Source organism: Mesorhizobium sp. M0938 (genome assembly GCF_040319125.1).
Lineage (GTDB): Bacteria > Pseudomonadota > Alphaproteobacteria > Rhizobiales > Rhizobiaceae > Mesorhizobium > Mesorhizobium robiniae.
The window spans coordinates 178,348-202,683 of record NZ_JAMYNS010000009.1; the positions used below are offsets into that span (position 1 = coordinate 178,348).

The 24,336-nt window shown below is 62.9% G+C and carries 20 protein-coding genes; 11 read left to right on the plus strand and 9 right to left on the minus strand.

Annotated features, from left to right (window positions below; all coding sequences use genetic code 11):
- Positions 1-164 precede the first annotated feature (164 nt).
- The 7 genes from NKH73_RS18130 to NKH73_RS18160 all read left to right on the plus strand — a co-directional run bounded on the left by NKH73_RS18130 (position 165) and on the right by NKH73_RS18160 (position 7,232).
- The gene (locus NKH73_RS18130) at positions 165-1,313 is read left to right on the plus strand and encodes an acyl-CoA dehydrogenase family protein (RefSeq protein ID WP_352934243.1); all 1,149 of its coding nucleotides are present in this window, start codon (positions 165-167) and stop codon (positions 1,311-1,313) included.
- A 78-nt stretch (positions 1,314-1,391) separates the two neighbouring features.
- Positions 1,392-1,787: a RidA family protein gene (locus tag NKH73_RS18135; protein ID WP_352934246.1), complete on the plus strand. Its 396-nt coding sequence runs from the start codon at positions 1,392-1,394 to the stop codon at positions 1,785-1,787.
- 297 nt (positions 1,788-2,084) lie between these two features.
- Complete coding sequence (locus NKH73_RS18140; RefSeq protein WP_352934249.1) at positions 2,085-2,813, plus strand: GntR family transcriptional regulator; 729 nt, start codon at positions 2,085-2,087, stop codon at positions 2,811-2,813.
- A gap of 166 nt (positions 2,814-2,979) precedes the next feature.
- On the plus strand, positions 2,980-4,119 hold the full coding sequence (locus NKH73_RS18145; protein WP_352934251.1) for an aminotransferase class V-fold PLP-dependent enzyme: 1,140 nt from the start codon (positions 2,980-2,982) through the stop codon (positions 4,117-4,119).
- A gap of 99 nt (positions 4,120-4,218) precedes the next feature.
- Positions 4,219-5,016, plus strand: a complete 798-nt coding sequence (locus tag NKH73_RS18150; protein WP_352934253.1) for an ABC transporter substrate-binding protein — start codon at positions 4,219-4,221, stop codon at positions 5,014-5,016.
- 194 nt (positions 5,017-5,210) lie between these two features.
- Entirely contained in the window at positions 5,211-5,885 is a 675-nt protein-coding gene (locus NKH73_RS18155; protein ID WP_135933560.1) for an amino acid ABC transporter permease, read from the plus strand.
- Positions 5,886-5,951: 66 nt separating this feature from the next.
- On the plus strand, positions 5,952-7,232 hold the full coding sequence (locus NKH73_RS18160) for a cysteine desulfurase-like protein (protein ID WP_352934255.1): 1,281 nt from the start codon (positions 5,952-5,954) through the stop codon (positions 7,230-7,232).
- Between the two features lie 30 nt (positions 7,233-7,262).
- Here the strand turns inward: NKH73_RS18160 and NKH73_RS18165 are convergent, their stop codons facing one another.
- The 5 genes from NKH73_RS18165 to NKH73_RS18185 are packed head-to-tail and all read right to left on the minus strand — an operon-like array spanning position 7,263 to position 12,545.
- Positions 7,263-8,093 carry a dipeptide ABC transporter ATP-binding protein gene (locus NKH73_RS18165; protein ID WP_352934259.1) on the minus strand — a complete coding sequence of 277 codons (831 nt, stop codon included), beginning with the start codon at positions 8,091-8,093 and terminating at the stop codon, positions 7,263-7,265.
- Positions 8,090-8,965, minus strand: a complete 876-nt coding sequence (locus tag NKH73_RS18170) for an ABC transporter ATP-binding protein (protein WP_352934477.1) — start codon at positions 8,963-8,965, stop codon at positions 8,090-8,092. The genes NKH73_RS18165 and NKH73_RS18170 overlap by 4 nt, the downstream gene beginning before the upstream one ends.
- 2 nt (positions 8,966-8,967) lie before the next feature.
- Positions 8,968-9,885 carry an ABC transporter permease subunit gene (locus NKH73_RS18175; protein ID WP_352934261.1) on the minus strand — a complete coding sequence of 306 codons (918 nt, stop codon included), beginning with the start codon at positions 9,883-9,885 and terminating at the stop codon, positions 8,968-8,970.
- Between the two features lies 1 nt (position 9,886).
- A complete protein-coding gene (locus tag NKH73_RS18180; RefSeq protein ID WP_352934264.1) occupies positions 9,887-10,894 on the minus strand; it encodes an ABC transporter permease subunit in 1,008 nt (335 codons plus the stop codon).
- A gap of 58 nt (positions 10,895-10,952) precedes the next feature.
- Entirely contained in the window at positions 10,953-12,545 is a 1,593-nt protein-coding gene (locus NKH73_RS18185) for an ABC transporter substrate-binding protein (RefSeq protein ID WP_352934266.1), read from the minus strand.
- A 454-nt stretch (positions 12,546-12,999) separates the two neighbouring features.
- Between NKH73_RS18185 and NKH73_RS18190 the strand changes: the two genes are divergently transcribed.
- Both NKH73_RS18190 and NKH73_RS18195 read left to right on the plus strand, forming a co-directional pair.
- Positions 13,000-14,838, plus strand: a complete 1,839-nt coding sequence (locus NKH73_RS18190; RefSeq protein ID WP_352934480.1) for a long-chain fatty acid--CoA ligase — start codon at positions 13,000-13,002, stop codon at positions 14,836-14,838.
- Positions 14,839-14,921: 83 nt separating this feature from the next.
- Entirely contained in the window at positions 14,922-15,599 is a 678-nt protein-coding gene (locus tag NKH73_RS18195; RefSeq protein WP_352934268.1) for a class I SAM-dependent methyltransferase, read from the plus strand.
- Between the two features lie 59 nt (positions 15,600-15,658).
- Here the strand turns inward: NKH73_RS18195 and NKH73_RS18200 are convergent, their stop codons facing one another.
- A complete protein-coding gene (locus NKH73_RS18200; protein ID WP_352934270.1) occupies positions 15,659-16,381 on the minus strand; it encodes an HAD family hydrolase in 723 nt (240 codons plus the stop codon).
- Positions 16,382-16,386: 5 nt separating this feature from the next.
- A complete protein-coding gene (pgi, locus tag NKH73_RS18205) occupies positions 16,387-18,030 on the minus strand; it encodes a glucose-6-phosphate isomerase (RefSeq protein ID WP_352934271.1) in 1,644 nt (547 codons plus the stop codon).
- 289 nt (positions 18,031-18,319) lie between these two features.
- On the opposite strand from pgi, the gene pdxR reads away from it, so the two are divergent.
- Both pdxR and NKH73_RS18215 read left to right on the plus strand, forming a co-directional pair.
- On the plus strand, positions 18,320-19,813 hold the full coding sequence (pdxR, locus tag NKH73_RS18210; protein ID WP_352934273.1) for a MocR-like pyridoxine biosynthesis transcription factor PdxR: 1,494 nt from the start codon (positions 18,320-18,322) through the stop codon (positions 19,811-19,813).
- 185 nt (positions 19,814-19,998) lie between these two features.
- Positions 19,999-21,588: a trimethylamine methyltransferase family protein gene (locus NKH73_RS18215; RefSeq protein WP_352934275.1), complete on the plus strand. Its 1,590-nt coding sequence runs from the start codon at positions 19,999-20,001 to the stop codon at positions 21,586-21,588.
- A 423-nt stretch (positions 21,589-22,011) separates the two neighbouring features.
- On the opposite strand, the gene chrA is transcribed toward NKH73_RS18215, so the two are convergent.
- Both chrA and NKH73_RS18225 read right to left on the minus strand, forming a co-directional pair.
- A complete protein-coding gene (chrA, locus tag NKH73_RS18220) occupies positions 22,012-23,436 on the minus strand; it encodes a chromate efflux transporter (RefSeq protein ID WP_352934278.1) in 1,425 nt (474 codons plus the stop codon).
- Positions 23,433-24,251: a chromate resistance protein ChrB domain-containing protein gene (locus tag NKH73_RS18225; protein WP_352934281.1), complete on the minus strand. Its 819-nt coding sequence runs from the start codon at positions 24,249-24,251 to the stop codon at positions 23,433-23,435. Before NKH73_RS18225 ends, chrA begins: the two co-directional genes overlap by 4 nt.
- Positions 24,252-24,336: the final 85 nt, after the last annotated feature.

A 24,336-nucleotide genomic window follows, 5' to 3' on the forward strand; every position in this document is an offset into this window, starting at 1 on the left:
ACTTGGGGGGAGATTGTCAGTTCCATTGCCTCGCTTCTTTTTGCAACGCTGGAAATTGGCGAAAGCGCCCGCGACAGCCAATCTCCCCCCTCGTGGGGGAGATGTCCGGCAGGACAGAGGGGGGCGCCGTGGAGTGCAAGGCCCGAAGCACAGTGGAGGCAGAAATGCCTGACCGGTCCTTCCTCAACTGGCCGTTTTTCGAGAACCGCCATCGCGCACTCGCCGAACAACTGGACGCCTGGTGTGCGAAAAACCTGCCGGTCGCGCATGACGATGTCGATGCCGCCTGCCGCGAGCTAGTGGTGAAGCTCGGCAAGGACGGGTGGCTGAAACCAACGGCGCTCGACATGGACAATCCCGGACCGCTCGACGTGCGCGCACTTTGCATCACGCGTGAAACGCTGGCCCGGCATGACGGGCTGGCCGACTTCGCCTTCGCCATGCAGGGGCTCGGCACTGGCGCGCTCAGCCTGTTCGGCACGCCGGAGCAGCAGCGCTGGCTCGCGAAGACCCGCGCCGGCAAGGCGATTTCCGCTTTCGCGCTGTCGGAGCCGCGCTCCGGATCTGATGTCGCCAATATGGAGATGACGGCGACGCGTGACGGCGACGACTATGTGCTGTCAGGTGAAAAGACCTGGATTTCCAATGGCGGCATTGCCGATCTCTATGTCGTTTTCGCCCGCACCGGCGAAGGGCCCGGCGCCAAGGGGCTTTCCGCCTTCATCGTGCCGGCAGAAACGAAAGGTCTCGCCATCGCCGAGCGGCTGGAAGTGATCGCGCCGCATCCTCTCGCCCGCCTGTCTTTCGACAATGTCCACATTCCGGCCTCGGCATTGATCGGCCGGCCAGGCGATGGTTTCCGCATCGCCATGTCGGTGCTCGACGTGTTCCGCTCGACCGTCGGTGCTGCGGCACTCGGCTTTGCCCGGCGCGCGCTGGACGAGAGCATCGGCAGAGTGGCCGAGCGCAAACTGTTCGGTGCTGCAATGGCCGAGCTGCAGATGGTGCAAGGCCACATCGCCGACATGGCGCTGGATGTCGATGCCGCCGCCTTGCTGGTCTACCGCGCCGCCTGGACCAAGGATATGGGCGCCGCCCGTGTCACCCGTGAAGCGGCGATGGCCAAGCTGTTCGCCACCGACAAGGCGCAGGAGGTAATCGACAAGGCCGTGCAGCTGCATGGTGGCGACGGCGTCCGCAAGGGCCACATCATCGAAAGCCTGTATCGAGAGATCCGTGCGCTGCGCATCTATGAGGGCGCGTCCGACGTGCAGAAGGTGGTCATCGCCAGGCAAGTGATGGGAGCGGCCTGAGGCCGAGCTTGCGACAAAAAATTGCGGATTGGTTCGATTTGAGTATCACGACCGGATTTGAGTATCGGGAGGCTTGATATGCACACCATCCTGCAGCCGGAAGGCTGGGCGAAACCTGTCGGCTACGCCAATGGCGTCGCGGCGCGCGGGCAGCTGATTTTCATCGGCGGCCAGGTCGGCTGGACCGGGCAATGCAAATTCGAAACCGATGATTTTGTCGGCCAGGTGCGCCAGACGCTGGCCAACATCGTCGCAGTGCTCGCCGAGGCCGGCGCCAGGCCTGAGCATATCACTTCGATGACCTGGTACTTTACCGACAAGGCCGAGTACCTGGCCAATCTCAAGGGTATTGGCGAGGCCTATCGCGAGGTCATCGGTCGGCATTTTCCGGCGATGGCCGCTATGCAGGTGGTGGCATTGGTCGAGGATCGCGCCAAGGTGGAAATCCAGGCCACAGCGGTGATCCCGGAGTAATTGCGGGCAAGGTTAGTCCACGCAACGTTACACTGCATTCGATCGCGCCTTCTTAGCGCGCCCGCTGACGCTGCGACGCTCAAATGACAGCAGCCGATGAGCGCAGCGATCCAGTAGTTTCACTGTCTAGCCCGGTAGAGGTAAAGGACGAAGGGCGAACCTGAAGAGGCTACTCCTGCGTCAGCCCGATGGCTTGGCTCCCCGCATATTTTGTGATCAGATGATCACGTCCTGCTTCGGCTGGGCAGTGTATCGCTTGCACATAGCTTCTGTCGAAACCCAAGGAAACCAAAAACCGTGGCTCTGGGATTTGAACCTGTAATGGGACGCGTAACCGTCCAGGATGGTGTTTACCAGCAGCTTCGGCATGCGCTAATGGTCGGCAGCTTCGATCCGGCCCAGGTGCTGACCATTGCCTCGCTGGCCGAAGCCTTCGGCACTTCGAACATGCCGGTGCGCGAGGCCTTGCGGCGGCTCGCCGCTGAGAACGCGCTGGAGATATCGCAGAACGGCTCGGCCTGCGTGCCCGTCGTCACCCGGGCGCGGCTCGACGACCTCTGCCGGGCACGTGTCGCCGTGGAAGGCTTGGCGGCCGAACTGGGGGCGCCGCGCCTGACTGCTTCCGAGATAGCCACGTTGCAGCAGATCACCGACGACCAGCAGGCGATCGGGCGCAATGGCAGCATCTACGAGCTGATCGCCAAGAACCAGCAGTTCCATTTCACCATCTATCGCGCGTCTGGGTCAGACGTGCTGTTTCAGCTGATCGAGACGCTGTGGCTGCGCTTCGGCCCCTATATGCGGCTGCTGTCCAACCATGTCGCGCCTTTGATGCACGCCGGCACGATGGAGCCGTCCGGGCGGCACACGGCGATCATCGCAGCACTGAAGGATCGCGATTTCCCGCGCGCCCGCGAAGAGGTGGTTGCCGACATCCAGACGACGCAGGAGACGCTGCGCGCGATCTGCCCCGACGTGCCGGAACCCAGGCCGGTCGAGTTCGCTGGATTCGGCAAGGCCTCCTGAAGCTGGCTGCGGGTTGACCGCAAGATCGGCGCCGGAATGTGCCGATCCCGACTGCTCGTGGCCGGAAAATCACCCCGATCTTCGCTATTGAATTGCATTTCTTCGAGTGCAGCGATTGATCCCCGTTCCGTTTTGTGATCACATGATCACAGGGAGCAAAAACGTAGTGTCTGGTTACTTTCTATACCATTCGATTGGGACTTTTCCCGGCAAGGCGGAGCGCATGGCTGCCGCGCTGTCGGAATTCTCGGGCGTCTGGTCGGCGGAAGATGACGGCCAGTGGCCGGCCGCCCTTGCCGCGCGGCAGCGCTTCATCGATGCCTGGAGTTCGCTCATCGAAGCCCCACAGGGCACGCTGACCACCGCCGAGAACGTCACGTCAGCGCTCTACAGCCTGATCGGCGCCCTGCCGCCCGAGGGCCTGGCGGGAAAGCGCCTGCTGGTCGCGGCCGACTGTTTTCCGAGCCTGCACTTCCTGCTCGCCGGTCTGGCCGAGCGCTTCGACTTCACCCTCGACACCGTGCCGCTGCGGCCTGGCGAGAGCTGGGTGCGTGACGAGGATTTCATCGCCCGCTGGCAGGACGATGTCGGGCTGGCCTTGCTGACCTTCGTCACCTCGACGGCATCTCACCGCTGCGACGTGGCGCGGCTTGCCGCGCATGGCCGCAAGATGGGTAGCATTGTCGGTGTCGACATCACCCAAGGCGTCGGCGTAACGCCCTTCTCGATTGCGAAGACGCCGGTCGATTTCGTCGTCTCGACTTCGTTGAAATGGCTGTGCGGCGCGTCAGGTGCAGGCATCCTGCAGGTGACGCCCGATCTTCTGACAACATGCCGGCCGGAACTTCGCGGCTGGTTCAGTCAACCAAATCCGTTTTCGTGGGATCTCGACAGTTTCACCTATGCCGACGATGCGCGCCGGTTCGACCATGGAACGCCAGCCATCCTGGCCAGTGTCGCCTCGCTGCCTGGCCTTGAATGGGTCGCCGAGACAGGCATCGACGCGATCCGCGCTCAGAACGCCGGCATGGCCGAGCGCATTATCGCTTGTGCGCTGGACAATGGCTGGACGGTCCGTTCCCCGCTCGATCCAGACCAGCGCGGCGGCAGCGTCATGCTGACCTTGCCGCAAGACGTCGACCCGGTGAAAACAGTGTCGACGCTGCGCGGTGAGCGACTCTACTGCGACGCGCGCGGCGCGACGCTGAGGCTGTCGCCCGGCATGGTCACATCCGGCGACGCGGTGGATGCACTGCTGGAGCGCCTGCAACAGTTGATCGGCGCGCAGCAACGCCGCGCATGCTGATTCAGGTGCCGCCTCGCCTGCAGTGTCCGGAACCAGGGCGCTGAAAGGGGCGGAAGTGGAAAAGCGCCACAGGGAGTGGCCGAACCAGAGGGAACAAAAATGAGCTTCACTCGTCGCAACCTGCTTCTTCTCGCCGCCACCATCGGCATCGCCGCCGCACCGGCTGCCGCCTATGCCGCGGACGTGCTGAATGTCGGCGCCTATCCGACCAATCCGCCTTTTGAGTACAAGAACGAAAGCGGCACTTTCGAAGGTTTCGAAGTCGACATCGTCAACGAGGCGGCAAAGCGCATCGGCATGACCACGGAAATCGCCGATCTCGGATTTCAGGCCCTGTTCGCCGCTACCACATCGAAGCGCATCGACGTCGCCATCTCGTCGATCACGATCAACCCGGAGCGGCTGAAGTCGCAGGCTTTCACGCAACCCTATTATGATTCCGACATGGGCATCGCCGCAAAGGCTGACAGCCCGATCAAGGCCGAGGCCGACCTCAAGGGCAAGATCATCGGCGTGCTGTCCGGCTCGACAGGCGAAGCCTGGACCAAGCAACACCAGGAGGCCGGCGGGTTCAGCGAGGTGAAGGGCTACGACACGCAGCAGAACCTGCTGCTCGACCTCAGCGCCGGGCGCGTCGACGCCGCGGTCAGCGACGTCCCGGGCCTCGAATACTCCTTCACCAGGATGAAGGATCTCGCCGTAAAAGCGCGTATCAAGACCGGCGAGCAGTATGGCCTGATGATGGCCAAGGACCACCCGTTGCTCGGCAAGCTGAACGACGCACTGACCGCGATGAAGAAGGACGGCACGCTGGCCGCGATCCACAAGAAGTGGTTCGGCAGCGACGCGCCCGCCGATTCGTCGACGGTCAAGGAAATGCCGATGCCGAAGGCCTAAGCGGCAACTGATGCCGAGATTGTGCCGGCTTTCCACGCCGGCACAACTTCATGGGCAGCGCCGCGCGTCCTCCTGGACGCGCAACAGACGTCGCAGCCCTTCTTTCACGCATGATCCACTCCGAGGGCCTATTTCGGTGTTTCGGGATCACGCTTTAGCGTCGCGGGACGCCAAATCTTTCGGGAATGCTCCCCATGTCGCTGCTCGAGACCTTCTTCAACGCCGATGTCATGATCTCTAGCCTGCCAGCGCTGCTGCGCGGTTTCCTGAACACGCTGCTGCTCGGGCTGTTGAGCATCGGCATCGGCATCCCCGTCGGCCTGGCGATCAGCCTGATACGGCTCTATGCGCCAAAACCACTGCGGCTGCTGGCGGTCGGCTATATCGATATTTTCCGGGCGATGCCGGTGCTGGTCGTGCTGATCCTGATCTACTACGCGCTGCCGTTTCTCGGCATCCGCCTGTCGTCCTGGACCTCCGCGGTGACCGCATTCGCCATCATCATGGCGGCCTATTCGGCCGAGGTGTTCCGCTCCGGCATCGAAAGCATCCCACGCGGCCAGTTCGAGGCGGCGCAGGCACTCGGCCTGCCGTTTTTACTGACCTTGCGCAAGGTGGTGCTGCCGCAGGCGATCCGCGTGGTCATTCCGCCGATGACCAGCAACTGCGTTTCGATGTTCAAGGACACGTCGCTCGCCTCCACCGTGGCTCTGCCCGAATTGCTGAAGGAAGCGACCAACGCGCAGTCGCTCTACGCCAACCCGTCGCCGCTGATCGGCGCAGCGCTGGTCTATCTCCTTTTTCTCTGGCCGATGGTCCGCCTCGTCAGCCTGCTGGAACGCCGTTTCAAAACCGAAAAGACCCGCTGACGTCGCCAGTTTCTCATCTGTCAATTTTCGCCTCCCAATCTGTCAGGCACTTCGCAGGAGACCATCTTGAACAAGCATCAGACCCCCAGTGCGAGCGACGTCTCCGCAGCCTTCCCGGTCGATACGATCCGCGCCATGTTTCCGGCCCTACAGCAGGCCGGCGACTTCATCTTCATGGATAATGCCGCCGGCGCGCAGATCCCGCAGAGCGTGCTCGATGCGGTCACCAACCATCTGGTCGCGCATAATGTGCAGCGCGGCGGCCGCTATGGGCGCAGCGTCACCGTCGATCAAGCGATCGCCGACGCGCGTGAAAGCGTGGCGCTGCTGATCAATGCCTACAGTCCTTCGGAAATCTGTTTCGGCATGAACGCCACTTCGTTCATCCGCCTCGTCAGTCTCGGCATCGGCCAGATGCTTCAGGAACGGGACGAGATCGTCATCACCGACATGGACCATGACGCCAACATCGCGACCTGGCTGGCGCTGGCGCCCGCTGGCGCCAAGTTCAAATGGTGGCGGATGCGCGAGGACGGCAATCTCCATGTCGATGATTTGCGCCCGCTGATCTCCGACCGCACCCGGCTTGTCGCCTGCACGGTCACGGCGCATTCGATCGGCTCGATCGTCGATGTCGCTGCAGTGGCCGACATCGCGCATGCGGCCGGCGCCGAGGTGTTCCTCGACTGCGTGCATTACGGGCCGCACGGGCTGATCGACGTGCAGGCCTGGGATTGCGACTATCTGGTCTGCTCCGGCTACAAAAATTTCTCGCCGCATATGGGCTTCCTGTGGGGCCACTTCGAGACGTTGAAGCGGCTGCCGACCTTCCGTGAGGATTTCATCCCCGACGAGCCACCCTACAAGGTCGAGGCCGGCACCTTCATCTACGAGAACGTCTCCGGCATGGATGCAGCCGTGCGGTATCTCGAATCGATCGGCCGCAACTTCCTGGCCGAGAACAACCGGTCGCGGCGCGACAACCTCGTCGCCGGCATGAATGCCATCCGCGACTATGAACTGGTGCTGGCGCGCGAAATGCTCGCCGTGCTCAAGGATTGCGGCGCGGCGATCTATGGCGTCGCCGACGAAGCCCGTCTCAACGAGCGCGTGCCTACCTTCTGCTTCAACATCGGCACGCTGTCACCCCAGCGGATCGTCGAAGAGATGGCCAGGATGCAGATCGGCATCCGCGACGGCCATATGTACGCGCCGCGGCTGATGAAGCGCCTGAACCTCTCGATGGACAGCGGCGCCATCCGCGCCTCGCTGGTGCATTACAACACGATCGAGGAGGTCCGGCGCTTCGGCGAGGCGCTGCGCACCATCATCGCTCGGCTGTCCTGATCGGCATCGCCTGCCGGCCGCAATTCGGCGTCAAGCGGCCTTCTTCTTCGCCAGCCTCGCCTTGATGCTGGCGACGTCGGCGCGCGGCGTCGCCGCGAACAGCGTCTTGGTGTAGCTGTGCTTGGGGTCGGCAAAGACCTCGTCGCGCGAGCCGTATTCGACCGCCTCGCCGTAATACATGACCATCACGTCGTCGGCGATGTAGCGCACCACCGACAGATCATGGCTGATGAAGACATAGGTCAGCTTGAACTCGTCCTGCAGGTCGGCGAGCAGGTTGAGCACCTGCGCCTGCACCGACAGATCGAGCGCCGAAACCGGTTCGTCAAGCACCAAAAGGCTCGGATTGAGCATCAGCGCGCGGGCGATGGCGATGCGCTGGCGCTGGCCCCCCGAGAACATGTGCGGGTAACGGTTGTAATGCTCCGGCCCGAGACCGACCTTTCTCAGCATCCTCATGGCCAGATCGCGCCGTTCGTTGGCCGGCGTGTCGGTGTTGATGAGCAGCGGCTCGCCCAGCACGTCGCCGATCTTCTGGCGCGGATTGAGCGAACCGTACGGGTTCTGGAAGACGATCTGCACCTTGCGGCGCATCTCCTTCGACAGCCCATCCTTGGCGATATCGACCTTTTCGCCGTCGATGAAGAGCTCACCCGCCGTGGCCGGATCGATCAGCGTGATGATGCGAGCGAGCGTTGACTTGCCGCAGCCGCTTTCGCCGACGATGGCGAGCGTCTTGGCCTTGTCGACGCTGAACGAGACGCCCTTGACCGCGTGAACCGTGCGCGAGGGGCGAAACAGGCCGCCCCCGACATGATAGTCGCGCACGATGTTCTTGCCTTCGAGAACCGTCACGCTCATGACGCGGCTCCCGTTGCAGACCCGGTTCCCGCAGCCGAGAGGGCTGGTTCAAACAGCATGTCGGAGATGGTCGGCAGCCGGTCGCCGACGGCGTTCTCCGGCAGCGCCGACAGGAGCGCGCGGGTATAGTTGCTCTTCGGCTGCTCGAACAGCGACAGAACGTCGGCCTCTTCCATCTTGCGGCCCTTGTACTGGACGATGACGCGGTCGGCGGTCTCGGCCACGACGCCCATATTGTGGGTGATCATGATCAAGCCCATGCCGTATTTGGCCTGCAGGCCAACCAAGAGGTCAAGGATCTGCTTCTGGATGGTGACGTCGAGCGCGGTGGTCGGCTCGTCGGCGATCAACAGCTTCGGATTGCAGGCGATGGCGATGGCGATCATGACGCGCTGGCATTGGCCACCCGACATCTGGTGCGGGAACGAATTCAGCCGCTCTTCCGGATCGGCGATGCCGACCAGCTTCATCAGCTCGATGGCGCGGGCCCGGCGCTGGGCGCGGTCCATGCCCATATGGAAGCGCAGCACCTCCTCGATCTGGAAGCCGGCGGTGAAGCATGGATTGAGACTGGCGATCGGCTCCTGGAAGATCATCGAGATGTCCTTGCCGACGATCTTGCGGCGCTCGGACGGACTGAGCTCAAGCAGGTCGATACCGTCGAACGCCATGCGGTCGGCCTTCACCGTCGCCGTATTCGGCAAAAGCCCCATCACCGCAAGCATCGCCACCGATTTGCCGGAGCCGGATTCGCCGACGATCGCCAGCACCTCGCGCGGCTCGATCGACAGGTCGATGCCTTGCACCGCCATGAACGGTCCGGCGGCGGTATCGAAGGACACGGTGAGGTTCTTGATCTCGAGAAGAGGCATGGTCACGACCTCTTCAGCTTGGGGTCGAAGGCGTCGCGCAGGCCATCGCCGATCAGGTTGATGGCAAGCACCGTGATCAGGATGGCAAGGCCGGGGAAGGTCACCACCCAAGGCGCGCGCAGGATGAACTCGCGTGCCGTTGCCAGCATCGTTCCCCATTCCGGCGTTGGCGGCTGCGCGCCGACGCCGAGGAAGCCGAGAGCCGCGGCCTCGAGAATGGCGTTGGAGAAGGACAACGTCGCCTGCACGATCAGCGGCGCCATGCAATTCGGCAAGATCGTCTTCACCATCAGCCTGACGTGACTGGCACCGGCCACCTTGGCGGAGATCACATATTCGCGGTTCTTTTCGGCCATTACGGCCGCGCGCGTGAGCCGCGCGAAATGCGGCTGCAGCACCAGCGCAATCGCCAGCATGGCGTTGAACAGGCCAGGCCCGAGGATCGCCACCAGAACCAGGGCAAGGAGCAGCGACGGGAAGGCCAGAATGACGTCCATGATGCGCATGATCAGCGTATCGACCCAGCCGCGGAAATAGCCGGCGAGCACGCCGAGGATGATGCCGCTGGTCAGCGAGAAAACGACGACGACCAGACCGATGAACAGCGAGAACCGCGCCCCGAAAATCAGCCGCGAAAGCATGTCGCGGCCAACGGCGTCGGTGCCCAGAAGGAACATCGATTTGCCGCCCTCTTGCCAGACCGGCGGCGTCAGCAGCGCATCGCGAAACTGTTCGTCAGGCGAATGCGGCGCCACCAGCGGCGCGAAAATCGCTACCAGCACCAGAGCCGAGAACACGACCAGGCCGATGACGGCGCCGGTGTTCATCGAGTAGTAATGCCAGAACTCGGTGAAGGCGCGTTGCCGGCCGCCGGTCGGGATCGATGCGGCGGTGGCTTCTGCCGTGGTTTGGTCGGTCATCTCACTGCACCCGAATACGTGGGTTGATGACGGCATAGAGCACGTCGACGATCAGGTTCACCGCCATGACAATCAGGGCGATGATCAGCAAGCCGCTCTGGACGACAACATAGTCGCGCTTGGCGATCGCGTCGATCATCCACTTGCCGATACCCGGCCAGGAAAAGATCGTTTCGGTCAGAATGGCGCCGGCCATCAGAGTGCCGACCTGCAGACCGATGGTGGTGACAACGGGGATCAGCGCGTTGCGGAAGGCATGAAGCCCGATGACGCGGCGCGGCGCCAGGCCCTTGGCGCGGGCAGTGCGGACATAATCCTCGCCCAGAACCTCCAGCATCGCCGAACGCGTCTGGCGCGCTATGACGGCGAGCGGAATCGTCGCCAGCACGATCGCCGGCAGGATCAGATGACTGGCGGCGGACCTGAAGGCGCCGCTTTTGCCGGAGATCAGGCTATCTATCAGCATGAAGCCCGTCGTCGGCTTGAAGAAATACTGAAGGCCGATGCGACCGGAGACCGGCGTCCAACCGAGATAGCCGGAGAAAAAGATGATAAGCAGCAGCCCCCACCAGAAGATCGGCATGGAATAGCCGGTCAGCGCCACGCCCATCGTCGCCTGGTCGAACCATGATCCGCGCTTGACCGCTGCGAAGATGCCGGCGGGAATGCCGATGAGTACGGCGATGATCAGCGCGATCGTCGCCAGTTCCAGCGTGGCCGGAAACAGCGCCTGGAATTCACCGAGCACCGGCCGCTTGGTGGCGATCGATATGCCGAAGTCGCCGGTCAGGACCCTGCCGATATACTCCAGATACTGGATGACATAAGGCCTGTTATAGCCAAACCGCTCGATAAGCTCTGCGTAGCGTTCGGGGCTGACGCCGCGCTCGCCGGCCAGGGCCAGGATCGGGTCACCCGGCAGAAGCCGGACGAAAGCGAACGCCGCCAGCGATATGCCGAATACGGTCGGGATGATCAGAGCGAGCTTGTGGAGGAGATAGCGGAGCATCTTACTTCATAGAACGGCGGCGCCGGAAGTCCAGCGCCGCCGTCCAATTTCTCAGGAGTTATTCGGTGACGTCGACGCCGTCAAACCGATGAATGCCGAGCGGATCCATGACGAAGCCCGAAACTTTCTTGTTCATCGGCATGAAGACCTTGGAATGGGCGATGGTCAGCCACGGGGCCTCACGCTTGAACACGACCTGAGCTTCCTCGTAGATCTTGGTGCGTTCGGCGACATCAGTTGTCGCCTTGCCCTTCTGCAACAGGGCTTCGAACTCCTGGTTGCACCAGATCGCATAGTTGGACTGGCCAATGGCATCGCAGCCGAGCAGGAACAGGAAGTTGTCCGGATCGCCATTGTCGCCGGTCCAGCCGAGCTGGAAGGCGCCGTCGCGGTCCTTCTGCTTGCCGCGTTCGCGATACTCGGTCCATTCGTAGCTGACGATCTCAGCCTTCACACCGATCTTGGCGTAGTCGGCCTGGATCAGTTCCGCGACCCTTTGGGCGTTCGGATTGTACGGGCGGCTGACGGGCATGGCCCAGATCTTCATCGAAAGATCCGTGACGCCGGCGTCGGCCAGCATCTTCTTGGCCGCATCCGGATCGTACGGATCGTCCTTGACGTCCTTGTTGTAGGACCACATCGTCGGCGGGATCGGGTTGATGGCCGCCTGGCCAGCGCCCTGATAGACCGCATCGAGAATGGCCTGCTTGTTGACGGCCATGTTGAGGGCCTTGCGGACCTCGACCTTGTCGAAGGGCGGCAGCGTCGTGTTGTAGGCCATGTAGCCGATATTCAGGCCTTCCTGCTCGTCGACCTTGAGGTTTGGGTCAGCCTGCAGGCCGGCGATGTCGGCCGGTGCCGGGTACGACATGATATCGCACTCGCCTGCCTTCAGCTTCTGCGCGCGCACGGCCGGATCGGTGGTGATGGCGAAGATCAAATCGTCGATCTTCTGACGGCCGCCATAATAGCCGTCCCATGCCGCATAGCGCACGACCGCATCGACCTGGTAGTCGACGAACTGGAACGGACCGGTGCCGACCGGCTTCTGGGTGAATTGCTGCCTGGTGCCGGCCTTGTCGAGCTGGTCGGCATATTCCTTGGAGACGATCGAAGCGAAATCCATGCCGAGGTCCGGCAGGAAGGCGACTTCAGGCTTGTTCAGCACGAATTTCACCGTCAGGTCGTCGACCTTGACGATTTCCTTGAGAAGATCCGGGAAGCCCATGCCGGTGAAATATTCCCAGCCGGTGCCTTCCAGATAGCTGAACCACGGGCTTTCCTTCTTCCACTGACGTTCGAAGGAGAAGATCACGTCGTCGGCGTTGAGATCACGCGTCGGCGTGAAGTAGTCGGTGGTCTGGAACTTCACGCCCGGCCGAAGCTTGAACGTGTATTCGAGACCGTCGTCGGAAACCGTCCAGCTCTCGGCGAGGCCGGGCGTGATGGTGGTCTTGCCGTGTTCGAACTCGACCAGGCGCGAATAGATAGTGCGCGACGACGCGTCGAAGTCGTTGCCACCGCTCCACGGCGACGGGTCGAAGCCGGCGGGCGACGCCTCCGAGCAGTAGACCAATTGCTTCGCATTGGCCATGCCGCCGAGGACGCTTGCGGCCAGCAACGCTGCCGCAAAAGTCAGTTTCTTTTTCATGGAGGACTCCCTGATGTTCTTCCAAGCCCCTCTATCAGGCTCGCGAAGCGCGCATATAAGCACCGTTTTTCCGGCTTTGGAACACCCCGCTTGCCTACCCCATGGGAAGCAGAATTTAATTCTGCATGTCCCCGAAAAAAGAGAACGAAATGTCGATTCTTGCCGATCACGGTATTGTTAACGACTGCATTTTTTTATTATCTTCAACGTGCCCGGTGGCCGAAGATAGTGACCTTCGGCCTATTATAGGCGTGGAAGATTTTCTTTCCCGTCTTGCCGCAGGGGCAGACTTGCACCGCTGCCGATAGTCGCAATACATAGATGGCATGCTGGATTTCCTTGACGCCGGCAGCAGCGGAGGGGCGTCTCGATCACTCGGAGACGACGCGGCAGGCAAGCAGAGACAAGACAAAAAGAACAACCTAGGGAGGGACAGGTGACAAAAGCACCAAGGATGGCGGCACCAGCGAAAGCGAAGGCCAAAGCTGCCGCAAAACCGGCCAGCCTCGACAAGCCAATATCCCCGTCCGGCAAAGCCGTTGCCGCGGCCAAGCCGAAGGCGACAACGGCTTCATCGGCGCCGAGTTCGGCCAGGAGATCGCCGAAGGCGCCTACCGCCCGATTGCCGGAAAAGCCTTGGCTCAAAAGCTACCCGAAAGTCGTTCCGGCCGAGATCGGCGCCCTGCCCTTCGGCTCCATCGGCGATCTGCTCGCCGACGTCTGCAAGCAGTTCGCCGGCCGACCGGCCTTCACCTGCATGGGCAAGACCATCACCTATGCGGAAGTCGAGCGGCAATCGGCCGCCTTCGGCGCCTATCTGCAATCGAAGGGACTGCAGAAAGGCGCGCGCGTGGCGATAATGATGCCGAACGTGCTGCAATATCCGGTGGCGATGATGGCAGTGCTGCGCGCCGGGTATATCGTGGTCAATATTAACCCGCTCTACACGCCGCGCGAGCTGGAACATCAGCTCAAGGATTCCGGCGTCCAAGCCATCGTCATTCTCGAGAATTTCGCCAACACCTTGCAGGCGGTGATCGCCAAGACGGCGGTCAAGCATGTCGTGGTGGCGGCGATGGGCGACATGCTTGGCGGCCTGAAAGGGATGATCGTCAATTTCGTCGTGCGCCGCGTTAAGAAGATGGTGCCGGCCTGGTCGCTGCCGGGCCATGTCAAGTTCAACGCGGCGTTGAAGGCAGGCGCCGGCATGAATTTCAAGCCAGTGAAGGTCGCTGCCGACGATATCGCCTTCCTGCAATATACCGGCGGCACCACCGGCATCTCGAAGGGCGCAGTACTGCTGCACAGCAACGTGCTGGCCAATGTCGCGCAGAACGCGCTCTGGATCGAAGATGCCTACACGGTCAAGCCGAAGCCGGCCCATCTCAACCTCATCTGCGCGCTGCCGCTCTATCATATCTTCGCGCTGACGGTGAACGCGTTGATGGGCATGCAGATGGGCGGCCGGAACATACTCATTCCCAATCCGCGCGACATTCCCAACTTCGTCAAGGAATTCGGCAAATACCCGATCCACATTTTTCCGGGCCTCAACACGCTGTTCAACGCGCTGCTCAACAATGAGGATTTCCGCAAACTCGATTTCAAGCCGCTGATCCTGACGCTGGGTGGCGGCATGGCGGTGCAGAAGGGTGTCGCCGAACGCTGGAAGACGCTCACCGGCTGCCCGGTCACCGAGGGCTACGGGCTTTCGGAAACCTCACCGGTGGCTACCGCCAACACATTCAGCGATGGCAACTTCACCGGCACGATCGGCCTGCCGCTGCCGTCCACCGAGATCGCCATCCGCGACGACGACGGCAACGATTTGCCGCTCGGCGAAGTCGGCGAGATCTGCATCCGCGGACCGCAAGTGATGGCCGGTTATTGGAACCGGCCGGACGAGACGACCAAGGTGATGACCAAGGATGGTTTCTTCAAGTCGGGCGACATGGGCTTCATGGACGAGCGCGGCTACACCAAGGTCGTCGACCGCAAGAAGGACATGATCCTCGTGTCCGGCTTCAACGTCTATCCGAACGAGCTTGAGGAGGTCGTGGCTCTCCATCCGGGCGTGCTTGAAGTGGCGGCGATCGGCGTGCCGGACGAGCATTCGGGCGAAGTGCCAAAGCTGTTCGTCGTCAAGAAGGATCCGTTGCTGACCGCCGAGATGCTGACTGTGTATTGCCGCGAGAACCTGACCGGCTACAAGCGGCCAAAATACATCGAGTTCCGGACCGAACTGCCGAAGACGCCGGTGGGCAAGATCCTGCGGCGGGCGCTACGAGGGTAGGTACAGACTTGGGCGATTGCCTTCCTGTAGACGCGGCGGGTACGTTTTCCCTCCCCGATCCGCTGACATTCATCAAGGCGAACATGCGGATCGTTCCTGTTCCCGCACTTCCAGAAATCCGGCTTTACGCAGCCCACCCAACGAGTGGTCTGTGGCGGCTCACGCATCCACATGGACGAGGAGCCGAGCCGGACGAAGACGGAACTGAATCTGACGAGGACAGGCCCGAGCCCCAGCCACCTTACTGGGCCTACGCCTGGGCCGGCGGTGCGGTGCTTGCCCGCTACATCCTCGATCGGCCGGAGTCCGTGTCAGGGCGTCGCGTGCTCGACCTCGGCGCCGGTTCAGGCATCGTCGGCATCGCCGCGGCAAAGGCCGGAGCCAGCGAAGTGATCGCGGCCGAGATCGATCGTAACGGTGTCGCCGCGCTCAGCCTCAATGCGGCGGCAAATGGCGTTACGATCACGGTCGTCGGCGAGGACATTACCGATGATCCGCCGCCGCCGGTGGATGTCGTGGCGGTCGGCGACTTGTTTTACGGGCAAGACCTCGCCGACCGGGTCATCCCCTTCCTCGACCGCTGCCTGGCCGCCGGCATCGATGTACTGATCGGCGACCCGGGCCGCGCCTACCTGCCCCGCTCGCGACTTGGCCTGTTGGCCGAGTACCGCGTGCGGGATGTCGGCGAAATCGGCGACGCCGGGATGAAGCCGAGCGGCGTCTTCTCGTTCGGCCCGGCGCTGCCCGGAGGCGAGCTTTAAGTCTTTGTTTTATGCATGTCGTTGGCCCAAAACCGCTGCGCACTTTTGGGCGACATGCATTAGATCGCCTCCCTGACCCTCGCCGAAAGAAAGGCGGGCAGATCGGCAACGGAATCCAGGATGACGTCGGCGACCGGCGAAAGCGATTGGCGCGTGCCGGTGCCGGAGAGCACGCCGATAGCCAGCCCGCAGCCGCCGACCCGCGCCATCTCCAGATCATGACGGCTATCGCCGATCATCGCGATCGCGGCCGGCTTCAGGCCGGTCAGGTCGCAAAAGGCGAGGACCGTATCTGGCGCCGGTTTCGGATTGGCTACCGCATCGTAGCCATAGGCGGCGTCGAATAGCTGCGCGACGCCCAGCGTCAACAATGTCCTTTCCGCGCCGCTGGTCGAATCGTTGGTGGCCACGCCAAGGCGGTAGGATTTCCTGTGAAGAACGCCAAGCGTCTCGACGATGCCAGGCAGCGCCACCGCCATCGCCGACCCCTGAGCCGACGTGATCTCGTTGAACCGGGCGACGGCGAGCATCTGGTCTTCGTCGGACAGACGCGGAAACCAAAGCTCGACGACATCCATGTTGGAGCCGGAAGCAAAGATGGAATCAGGCTTGAAGCGCTTGGTGGCGAAATCGAAGCCCGCCGCGGCAAGCAGCCTGTCGGCCTTCCAGCGGTCGCCCTCCGACGCATCCATTGCCATGAAATCGGCAACGCCAAGCCATGTTGCATTGAAGTCGACAAGCGTGCCGTCCTTGTCGAACAGTATTCCCTTGATCTCGGCCAAGCCGGTTACTCCGATCCGCGCAGTCGGTGGATGTGTCCCACCAGTCCAGCGGTCGACGCGTCCCGCTTTGCGGCATTCTCCTTGCCTTCCACGACAGGCAGCAGCCCGGTCGCCAGTTCCTTGCCCAGCTCGACGCCCCACTGGTCGAAGGAATTGATGTTGAAGAGCGTGCCCTCGACGAAGACGCGGTGCTCATAGAGCGCGATCAGCCGCCCGAACGTATGCGGGTCGAGTTGTCTGTAGAGGATCGTCACCGATGGCCGGTTGCCGGAGAAGACGCGGTGCGGCGCGATCCTGTCGACATCGGCTGACTTCTTGCCTTTTGCCAGCATCTGCGCGCGCGCTTCCTCCAGCGTGCGGCCCTTCATGAAGGCCTCCGACTGCGCCAGGCAGTTGGCGAGCAACAGATCGTGATGATGCTTGAGATCCGGCTCATGGCCGATTGCCGCGGCTAGGAATTCGACCGGGATGAAGTCGGTGCCCTGGTGCAGCAGTTGAAAGAAGGCGTGCTGGCCATTGGTGCCGGGCTCACCCCAGACCAGCGGGCCGGTCGGCGTGGTCACAGCGCCGCCGTCGAGGGTGACGCTCTTGCCGTTCGATTCCATGTCGAGCTGCTGCAGATAGGCCGGCAGCCTCGACAGGCGCTGATCATAGGGAATGACGGCGCGGGCGGGGTATTTGCAGATCACGCGATGCCACCAGCCGATCAGCCCCATCAGCGCTGGCAGATTCCTGGCCAGCGGCGCCGTCTGGAAATGTTCGTCCATCGCATGCGCGCCATCGAGAAAGGCACGAAAATTCTTCGGGCCGACGGCGATCATCACCGGCAGACCGATCGCGCCCCACACCGAATAGCGTCCGCCGACCCAGTCCCAGAAGCCGAAGACGCGGTCGGACGCGATGCCGAATTTGGCCACCAGGTCCAGCGCCGTCGAGACGGCGGCGAAATGCTTGCCTACCGCTTCCTTGCCGAGCGCCTTCTGCACCCATTCGCGCGCCGTCTCGGCATTGGTCATCGTCTCGACCGTGGTGAAGGTCTTCGAGGCGACGATGAACAGCGTGGTTTCGGGGGAAAGGCCCTTCAGCGTGTCGTGGATATGGGCGCCGTCGATGTTGGACACGTAATGCGTGCGCGGCCCGTCGTGATAGGGCGCCAGCGCCAGCGTCGCCATGGCCGGGCCAAGGTCGGAACCGCCGATGCCGATATTGACGATGTCGGTGATCTTCTTGCCGGTCGCGCCGGCCGCTTTGCCGGAGCGCACGGCATCGGCGAAGGCCCCCATCGCGTCGAGCACGGCAACAACCTCCGCCTTCACATCCTGGCCGTCGAGCACGATGCCCTTGCCGTTCAGGTTGCGCAGCGCGGTGTGCAGCACGGCGCGGCCTTCGGTGACGTTGATCTTCTTGCCCGAGAACATCGCGGCGCGCCGGCCTTCGAGATCGGCGGCTTCCGCCAGCTTCTCCAGCAGATGCATGGTCTGCGCATCGACCGCGCATTTCGACCAGTCGAGCAGCAGGTCGCCGTCGGTGGCGGAGAATTTTTCGAAGCGCTGCGGATCAGCGGCGAAAGCCTCGCGCACGCTGCCCGATTTGGCCGCTTGGTGATCGCGCAGCGCGTCGAGCTGTTTTTGAAAGGACGATTGATCCACTGCCTCACTCCGAAGTCTCTGTTGCCACCATATCAGACCGGATGTTTCCGGCGCGTGTCGTCGCGGCAAACTATCTAGCCGAAATCCACTGGTTTCAATGCGCGGGGATGACGCACGGCGTCACGCCAGGGATGACGCACTGCGTCACCTGGGGATGCTGCAGCGCAGCGAAGGATCACTGGCATAAATCCCAACGATCAGAAAAATTGATTGGCGCAACACCTTGTGCCACCGATACATTCGACTGGTCCAGCCAAGTGAAAAGGCTGGCCATCGAGGAAGATTTCCCATGCCACAGCGAAACGACACGGCCATATGGTCCGGCTTGTTCCGGATTTCGGCGGACTCCGGCCAGACCCTGCAGGCGCAGATCCGTCAGGCCATCGTCGCCGCCATCCTCGACCGGCAGATCGCCGCCTCGATGCCGCTTCCGTCCTGCCGCATCCTGGCCGAGAAACTCGGCGTGGCGCGCGGCACCGTGGTGCTCGCCTTCCAGCAGCTCGTCGACCAGGGTTTCCTGGTGGCGCGCGAACGGCGCGGCCATTTCGTCAATCCCGACGTGCTGGCGACCCCGGCGCGGCCGCATCAGAAGGCGCCCGACCAGGCCAACGAGATCGACTGGAAGGCGCGCCGACAGATCGCGGCCAGCGATATGCCGCCGCCGGCCAAGCACGACAACTGGATCAAGTCGTCCTACCCCTTCGTCTATGGCCAGTTCGATCCGGCACTGTTCCCAACCGCCGAGTGGCGCGAGTGCAACCGCATGGCGCTCGCCGTGCTCGAGATCCGCAACTGGGCGTCCGACATGGTCGACCGCGACGATCCGCTCTTGATCGAGCAGATCCAGGCGCGGCTGTTGCCGCGGCGCGGCATCTTCGCCAATCCCGACGAGATCATCGTCACGCTCGGCGCGCAGAACGCGCTCTATATGCTGGCGACGCTGTTGATGACCAAGGGCTCCAAGGTGGCCATGGAAGACCCCGGCTATCCCGACGCACGCTCGATCTTCCGGCTGGCGGGCGCCGACGTCACACCAGTCCCGGTCGACCACTCCGGCATCGTAACCGCTTCTATTCCCAATGATTCCGGCTTCGTCTTCGTGACGCCTAGCCACCATTGCCCGACCATGGTGCCGCTGTCGGCAGAGCGCCGGCAGGACCTTTTGGCGCGGGCCAATCGCCACAACCAGATCATCATCGAGGACGGCTATGACAGCCAGCTTTTGGACGAAGCGCCGCAGCAGGCGCTGAAGAGCCTCGATCGTTCCGGCCGCGTCATCTATGTCGGCTCGATGTCGAAGACGCTGGCTCCCGGTCTGCGGCTCGGCTACATCGTCGCCTCGACCGGGCTGATCTCCGAGCTTCGCGCGCTGCGCCGCTTCATGCTGCGCCATCCGCCGGCCAACAACCAGCGCGCGGTCGCGCTGTTCCTGTCGCTTGGCCACCACGAGGCGCTGGTGCGGCGGCTGTCGAGCGCTTTCGACGAACGGCGCAAGCGTCTGATCCATGCGATTACCGCATTCCTGCCGGAGTGGCGCTCTACCGATTCGGCCGGCGGCGCATCGCTCTGGCTCGAGGGACCGCGCGGCACCGATTCACGCGGACTGGCCGAGGCCGCCGCCTCGCGCAGCGTCATCATCGAGCCCGGCGACCGCTTCTTCGACCGCACTGAAAAGCCGTCGCGCTTCATGCGGCTGGGCATCTCCTCGATTGCGCTGCAGCACATCGAACCCGGCATCCGCGAACTGGCAACGGCGGCCGGGCGCAGGCCGGCGGCGGCTTGAAGCCTCGTCCGAGCTGGGACCGGGACCAGCCGCCGTTCTTTAGCGCCCTGGCATATGCGACGGGACCGTCTGGCTCATAGGCTGTGCCAATGCCGACGGCATAGTTCGAGGCATAAGGGGACGAAGCAGGCCGATGGTGGACCAACCGCCGCCGCCAGCTTCGCAGCTAAAGGTGGAGTGCCTCCATGTCAGTGGCTGTTGAGAAGCCGGATATGCCCTCGGACCAACGTTCGCGGCGTTCCGGCGGGCGCGAAGCGCGCCGCGCCATGCGGGCAGCACCCCTTGCCGACGATATCAAGCCGGTGCGCGCCGGTCTCGAAGGCGGAAGCTACGGGCCGCTCAGCGAGAACGACCGCGAGCGCATCCACGAAGCGGTGCTGACGCTGCTTGAAACGGTCGGCTTCGCCAATGCCATCCCATCCTGCATCGAGGCGTTGACCAAGGCCGGCGCTACCCTCGGCGAGGACGGGCGAATTCGCTTTCCCCGCGCGCTTGTCCTCGACACCATCAAGAAGGCCGCCCGCCACTTCACCCTGCATGGCCAGGATCCCAAGCACGACATGCTGATCCAGGGCAAGCGCGTGCATTACGGCACAGCGGGTGCCGCGGTGCACCTGGTCGACGTCGAGAAGCGCGAATACCGCGAGTCGCTGCTGCAGGACATCTATGACGCCGCCCGCATCGTCGAGGGGCTCGATAACATCCATTTCTTCCAGCGGCCGATGGTGCCGCGCGACATTCCCGATCCGCTCGACATGGATTTCAACACGCTCTACGCCTGCGTGATGGGCACGTCGAAGCATGTCGGCACGTCCTTCACGGTGCGCGAGAACGTCAAGCCGGCGCTCGACATGCTCTATGCGATTGCCGGCGGCGAAGAGAATTTTCGTGCGCGGCCTTTCGTCTCCAATTCGAACTGTTTTGTCGTACCGCCGATGAAGTTTGCCGAGGACGCCTGCGGCGTGCTCGAGGCCTGCGTCGAAGGCGGCATTCCGATCCTGCTGCTGTCCGCCGGCCAGGCAGGCGCTACGGCGCCGGCGGCGATTGCCGGGGCGGTGGTGCAAGCGGTGGCCGAGGTGCTCGCCGGTCTCGTCTATGTCAACACCATCAAACCGGGGCATCCGGCGATCTTCGGCACCTGGCCGTTCGTCTCGGATCTCAGGACCGGCGCCATGTCCGGCGGCTCGGCCGAGCAAGCGGTGCTGACGGCTGCCTGCGCCCAGATGGCGCAATTCTACGACCTGCCAGGCGGTTCGGCCGCCGGCATGACGGATTCGAAATTGCCCGACATTCAGTCCGGTTACGAAAAGGGCATCACCGATGTGATGGCCGGCCTTGCCGGCCTCAATCTCGTCTACGAATCGGCCGGCATGCATGCCTCGCTGCTCGGCTTCTGCCTGGAAAGCCTGATCATCGACAACGATATGCTCGGCCATTGCCTGCGCTGCGTGCGCGGCATCGAGGTGACCGACGAGTCGCTATCGATAGACACCATCGCCGACGTTTGCCTGAAGGGGCCGGGTCACTATCTCGGCAATGAGCAGACGCTGCGGTTGATGCAGACCGAATATTTCTACCCGGCGGTCGGCGATCGCTTTTCGCCGAAGGAGTGGAACGAGAAAGGCAGGCCCGACATCTTGCAGCGGGCGATCACCGAAAAGAAACGCATCCTCGCCGAGCGCTTCCCGCGCCATGTGCCGAAGCCGGTCGACGACAAATTGCGCGCTCGCTTCGGCAATCTGATCCATCTGCCGCGCAGCGGCATGGGTGGCTGAAGACGTTTCTCGTCAAGAACTGTCAGTCGGCGCTCAAACCGTAGCGCTCGACGACCTCGCCACTGATCAGTTTGGCATGCAGCGCCATCAGAATGATTTGCGTAAGCCTCAAGGGCTGCCTCGAGCCGGCGCTCCGCATCCAGCCGATGTTGAAGGCCGTTGGATCGCTCGAACGCTTCCGGCCCGGCAATACAATAGCCAAATAGCTGCGCCACCGACGGGTAGGCTCGCGGTGGCGGCTCGTCGGGCCAGTGATCCTTCATCAGGTTGACGATGGTGAGCTTTGCTCCTTCCGGCACAAGGGCGGGATGAAGGTCGACGCCGCGCAACGCGGCGTCGAGTTGCCTGAGGTCGCCTGAACGGCCGAACATGCCAAGGAAGCCTAGGGAAGAGCGTCGTCTCGCCATGATGATCCACGCGCCCCTATCCGCTGACCGCCAGCAACAAAACACCGGCAAGGGCCGACCCTGCAAGCGTCGGCAGCATGCCGATCCTCAGCTTCAGAATGGCGACCATCGCCGCGGCGGACAGCAGCGCCGCATGCCAGTCGATCGATGCAAACACCGGCACGTCCATGCCAAGCCCAATGTTGCGCACCTCGCCGAAAATGACGTGCAAGCCGAACCACAGGGCGAGATTCATGATGACGCCGACGACGGCGGCGGTGATCGCGGTCAGCGCCGCCGACAGCGCCTTGTTGCCGCGCAGGGATTCGATATAGGGCCCGCCAAGGAATATCCAGAAGAAGCAAGGCGTGAACGTCGCCCACAGGGTGAGCATCGCCCCTAGCGATCCGGCAAGCAGTGGGTTCAAGGCTCCGGGTTGGCGGAACGCGGCAAGAAAACCGACGAACTGCAGGACAAGAATGAGCGGGCCCGGCGTGGTTTCGGCAAGCCCAAGGCCGTCGACCATTTCACCGGGTGCGAGCCAGCCGAAGGACTCGACCGCAGCCTGCGCGACATAGGCAAGGACCGCGTAGGCGCCGCCGAAGGTGACGACCGCCATGACGCTGAAGAAGCCACCGATCTCAGTCCACACGCTGGCGGATCCGGTGAAAGCCCAGATCAGAAGCACAGGCCCGAGCCAGATCGGTACCCAGATCGCAATGGTGCGCGGCGCATGCCACCGCGTCGGCCTGGTATGGGCCAGCTCGCCGCGTTCGAACATCAGGTCGACCGCGCCCTTGATGTCTGGGACCGTGTCTTTGCCGTGCGCCGACCCGGAAAAAAAGGCCGGCGCAATATGGTTGCCAATCCAGCCCGTCAGCCCGGCAAGCAGAATGATGAGCGGAAACGGCACGTTTAGTGCATAGATAGCGACGAAGGCGGCAAGCGCGATCGACACCATGACCCGATTTTTGAGGGCACGTCGTCCGATCCGGATCATCGCCTCGATCACGATGGCAAGGACGGCCGCTTTAACCCCGAAAAACAGCGCGTCGACGAGAGGAGCGTCGCCATACAGCGCATAGAGGATGCTCAAGGCGAGCATCACAAGCGCACCCGGCGCGACGAAGAGGATGCCGGCGACCAGGCCGCCGATCGTCCGGTGCAGCAGCCAGCCGATATAGATGGCGAGTTGCTGGGCTTCAGGGCCGGGCAGCAGCATGCAGTAGTTCAACGCATGCAGGAAACGTTGCTCGCCGATCCAACGCCGTTCCTCGACCAGTTCCCTGTGCATGAGCGCGATCTGCCCTGCCGGCCCGCCGAAGCTGAGCAGGCCGATTTTCGCCCAGAGCTTTACGCCTTCGCGGAAGGTTGGCGTTGCTGGCGCTTCAACGATCTCGCCCGTTTTCTCCGAAGCGCCCGTTTTGTGAGAAGCCCCCGTTTTGTCAGAAGGGGCGCTCATGATGGCTTGCTCGTGCTTGGCCAGTTGTGCGTCTCCTCGGTGGCGTCGCGGCACCATCGGTAAAACGCATCGTAGAGCAGCATGCCTGCCTCCAACTGCTCCAGATCATCGCGGAACATCCGCGACAGGCCGAGCGAGGCGGCCAGGAATCCGGCTGCCTGGGGAACCAGGTCCAGGCTTGCGGTATCGGCTGCGCGCACGATCATGGCGAGGCGGTCGAGCGCCTCGGATTCGAGCCCGAACTCTTCGATCATCGTGTCGAAGGTGCAGCGTTCGCCGCGGTGTGACCAGAACACATTGTCGATGTCGAAAGGCACGGCCTGAAAGCGATCCGCAGTGGCCGACACTTCGGCCGCCTCGACAAAGAGGAAGACCGCGCCCGGGTCGATGAAGCGCCTGATCAGCCAGGGACAGGCGATGCGATCGACCTTCGGGCGGGCCCGCGTCACCCACACGGTGCGGCCTTTTTCATCACGGGGCGGTATCTTGTCGGCGTCAATCAGAAGCCCCTTGGCATCGCGCCAGGCCTCGAACCCGCCTTCGAGGGATTCGGCACCAACTCCCTCATGACGCAGCCATGCAGCCACGCCTTGCGAGAGCTTTTGTCCCCTTTGGCAGACGACCGCCACTCGGCTGCCGGCGAATTCGAATGCCCAGGTCGAGACGGTTTTGAAATCACGCCGGCTTGAGGCCGGCAGCAGGCGCGGATCGGCATTGTAATCATCTTCGATGCGAACATCGATGATTACCGGCGCGCCGGGCAGACCAACCAGACGGGACAGTTGTGATACGGTGATAGCGGTTGTTGACGGCATGGCGTCCACCTCCTTGAAAGAGAAGCTTGGACGCGAACGTTGGGCTGACGCCTCACGGGGTCGTCGCGATGCACCCCTTGGCATG

What these genes read in the sequence shown, in the direction of transcription:
- pdxR (WP_352934273.1), top strand. Translation starts at nt 18,320, where the DNA reads ATGCCACAGCGAAACGACACGGCCATATGGTCCGGCTTGTTCCGGATT.
- NKH73_RS18170 (WP_352934477.1), bottom strand. Translation starts at nt 8,965, where the DNA reads ATGCCTCTTCTCGAGATCAAGAACCTCACCGTGTCCTTCGATACCGCC.
- NKH73_RS18180 (WP_352934264.1), bottom strand. Translation starts at nt 10,894, where the DNA reads ATGCTCCGCTATCTCCTCCACAAGCTCGCTCTGATCATCCCGACCGTA.
- NKH73_RS18185 (WP_352934266.1), bottom strand. Translation starts at nt 12,545, where the DNA reads ATGAAAAAGAAACTGACTTTTGCGGCAGCGTTGCTGGCCGCAAGCGTC.
- NKH73_RS18225 (WP_352934281.1), bottom strand. Translation starts at nt 24,251, where the DNA reads ATGCCGTCAACAACCGCTATCACCGTATCACAACTGTCCCGTCTGGTT.
- NKH73_RS18135 (WP_352934246.1), top strand. Translation starts at nt 1,392, where the DNA reads ATGCACACCATCCTGCAGCCGGAAGGCTGGGCGAAACCTGTCGGCTAC.
- NKH73_RS18155 (WP_135933560.1), top strand. Translation starts at nt 5,211, where the DNA reads ATGTCGCTGCTCGAGACCTTCTTCAACGCCGATGTCATGATCTCTAGC.
- NKH73_RS18215 (WP_352934275.1), top strand. Translation starts at nt 19,999, where the DNA reads ATGTCAGTGGCTGTTGAGAAGCCGGATATGCCCTCGGACCAACGTTCG.
- NKH73_RS18130 (WP_352934243.1), top strand. Translation starts at nt 165, where the DNA reads ATGCCTGACCGGTCCTTCCTCAACTGGCCGTTTTTCGAGAACCGCCAT.
- NKH73_RS18175 (WP_352934261.1), bottom strand. Translation starts at nt 9,885, where the DNA reads ATGACCGACCAAACCACGGCAGAAGCCACCGCCGCATCGATCCCGACC.
- NKH73_RS18165 (WP_352934259.1), bottom strand. Translation starts at nt 8,093, where the DNA reads ATGAGCGTGACGGTTCTCGAAGGCAAGAACATCGTGCGCGACTATCAT.
- NKH73_RS18190 (WP_352934480.1), top strand. Translation starts at nt 13,000, where the DNA reads ATGGCGGCACCAGCGAAAGCGAAGGCCAAAGCTGCCGCAAAACCGGCC.
- chrA (WP_352934278.1), bottom strand. Translation starts at nt 23,436, where the DNA reads ATGAGCGCCCCTTCTGACAAAACGGGGGCTTCTCACAAAACGGGCGCT.
- NKH73_RS18195 (WP_352934268.1), top strand. Translation starts at nt 14,922, where the DNA reads ATGCGGATCGTTCCTGTTCCCGCACTTCCAGAAATCCGGCTTTACGCA.
- NKH73_RS18150 (WP_352934253.1), top strand. Translation starts at nt 4,219, where the DNA reads ATGAGCTTCACTCGTCGCAACCTGCTTCTTCTCGCCGCCACCATCGGC.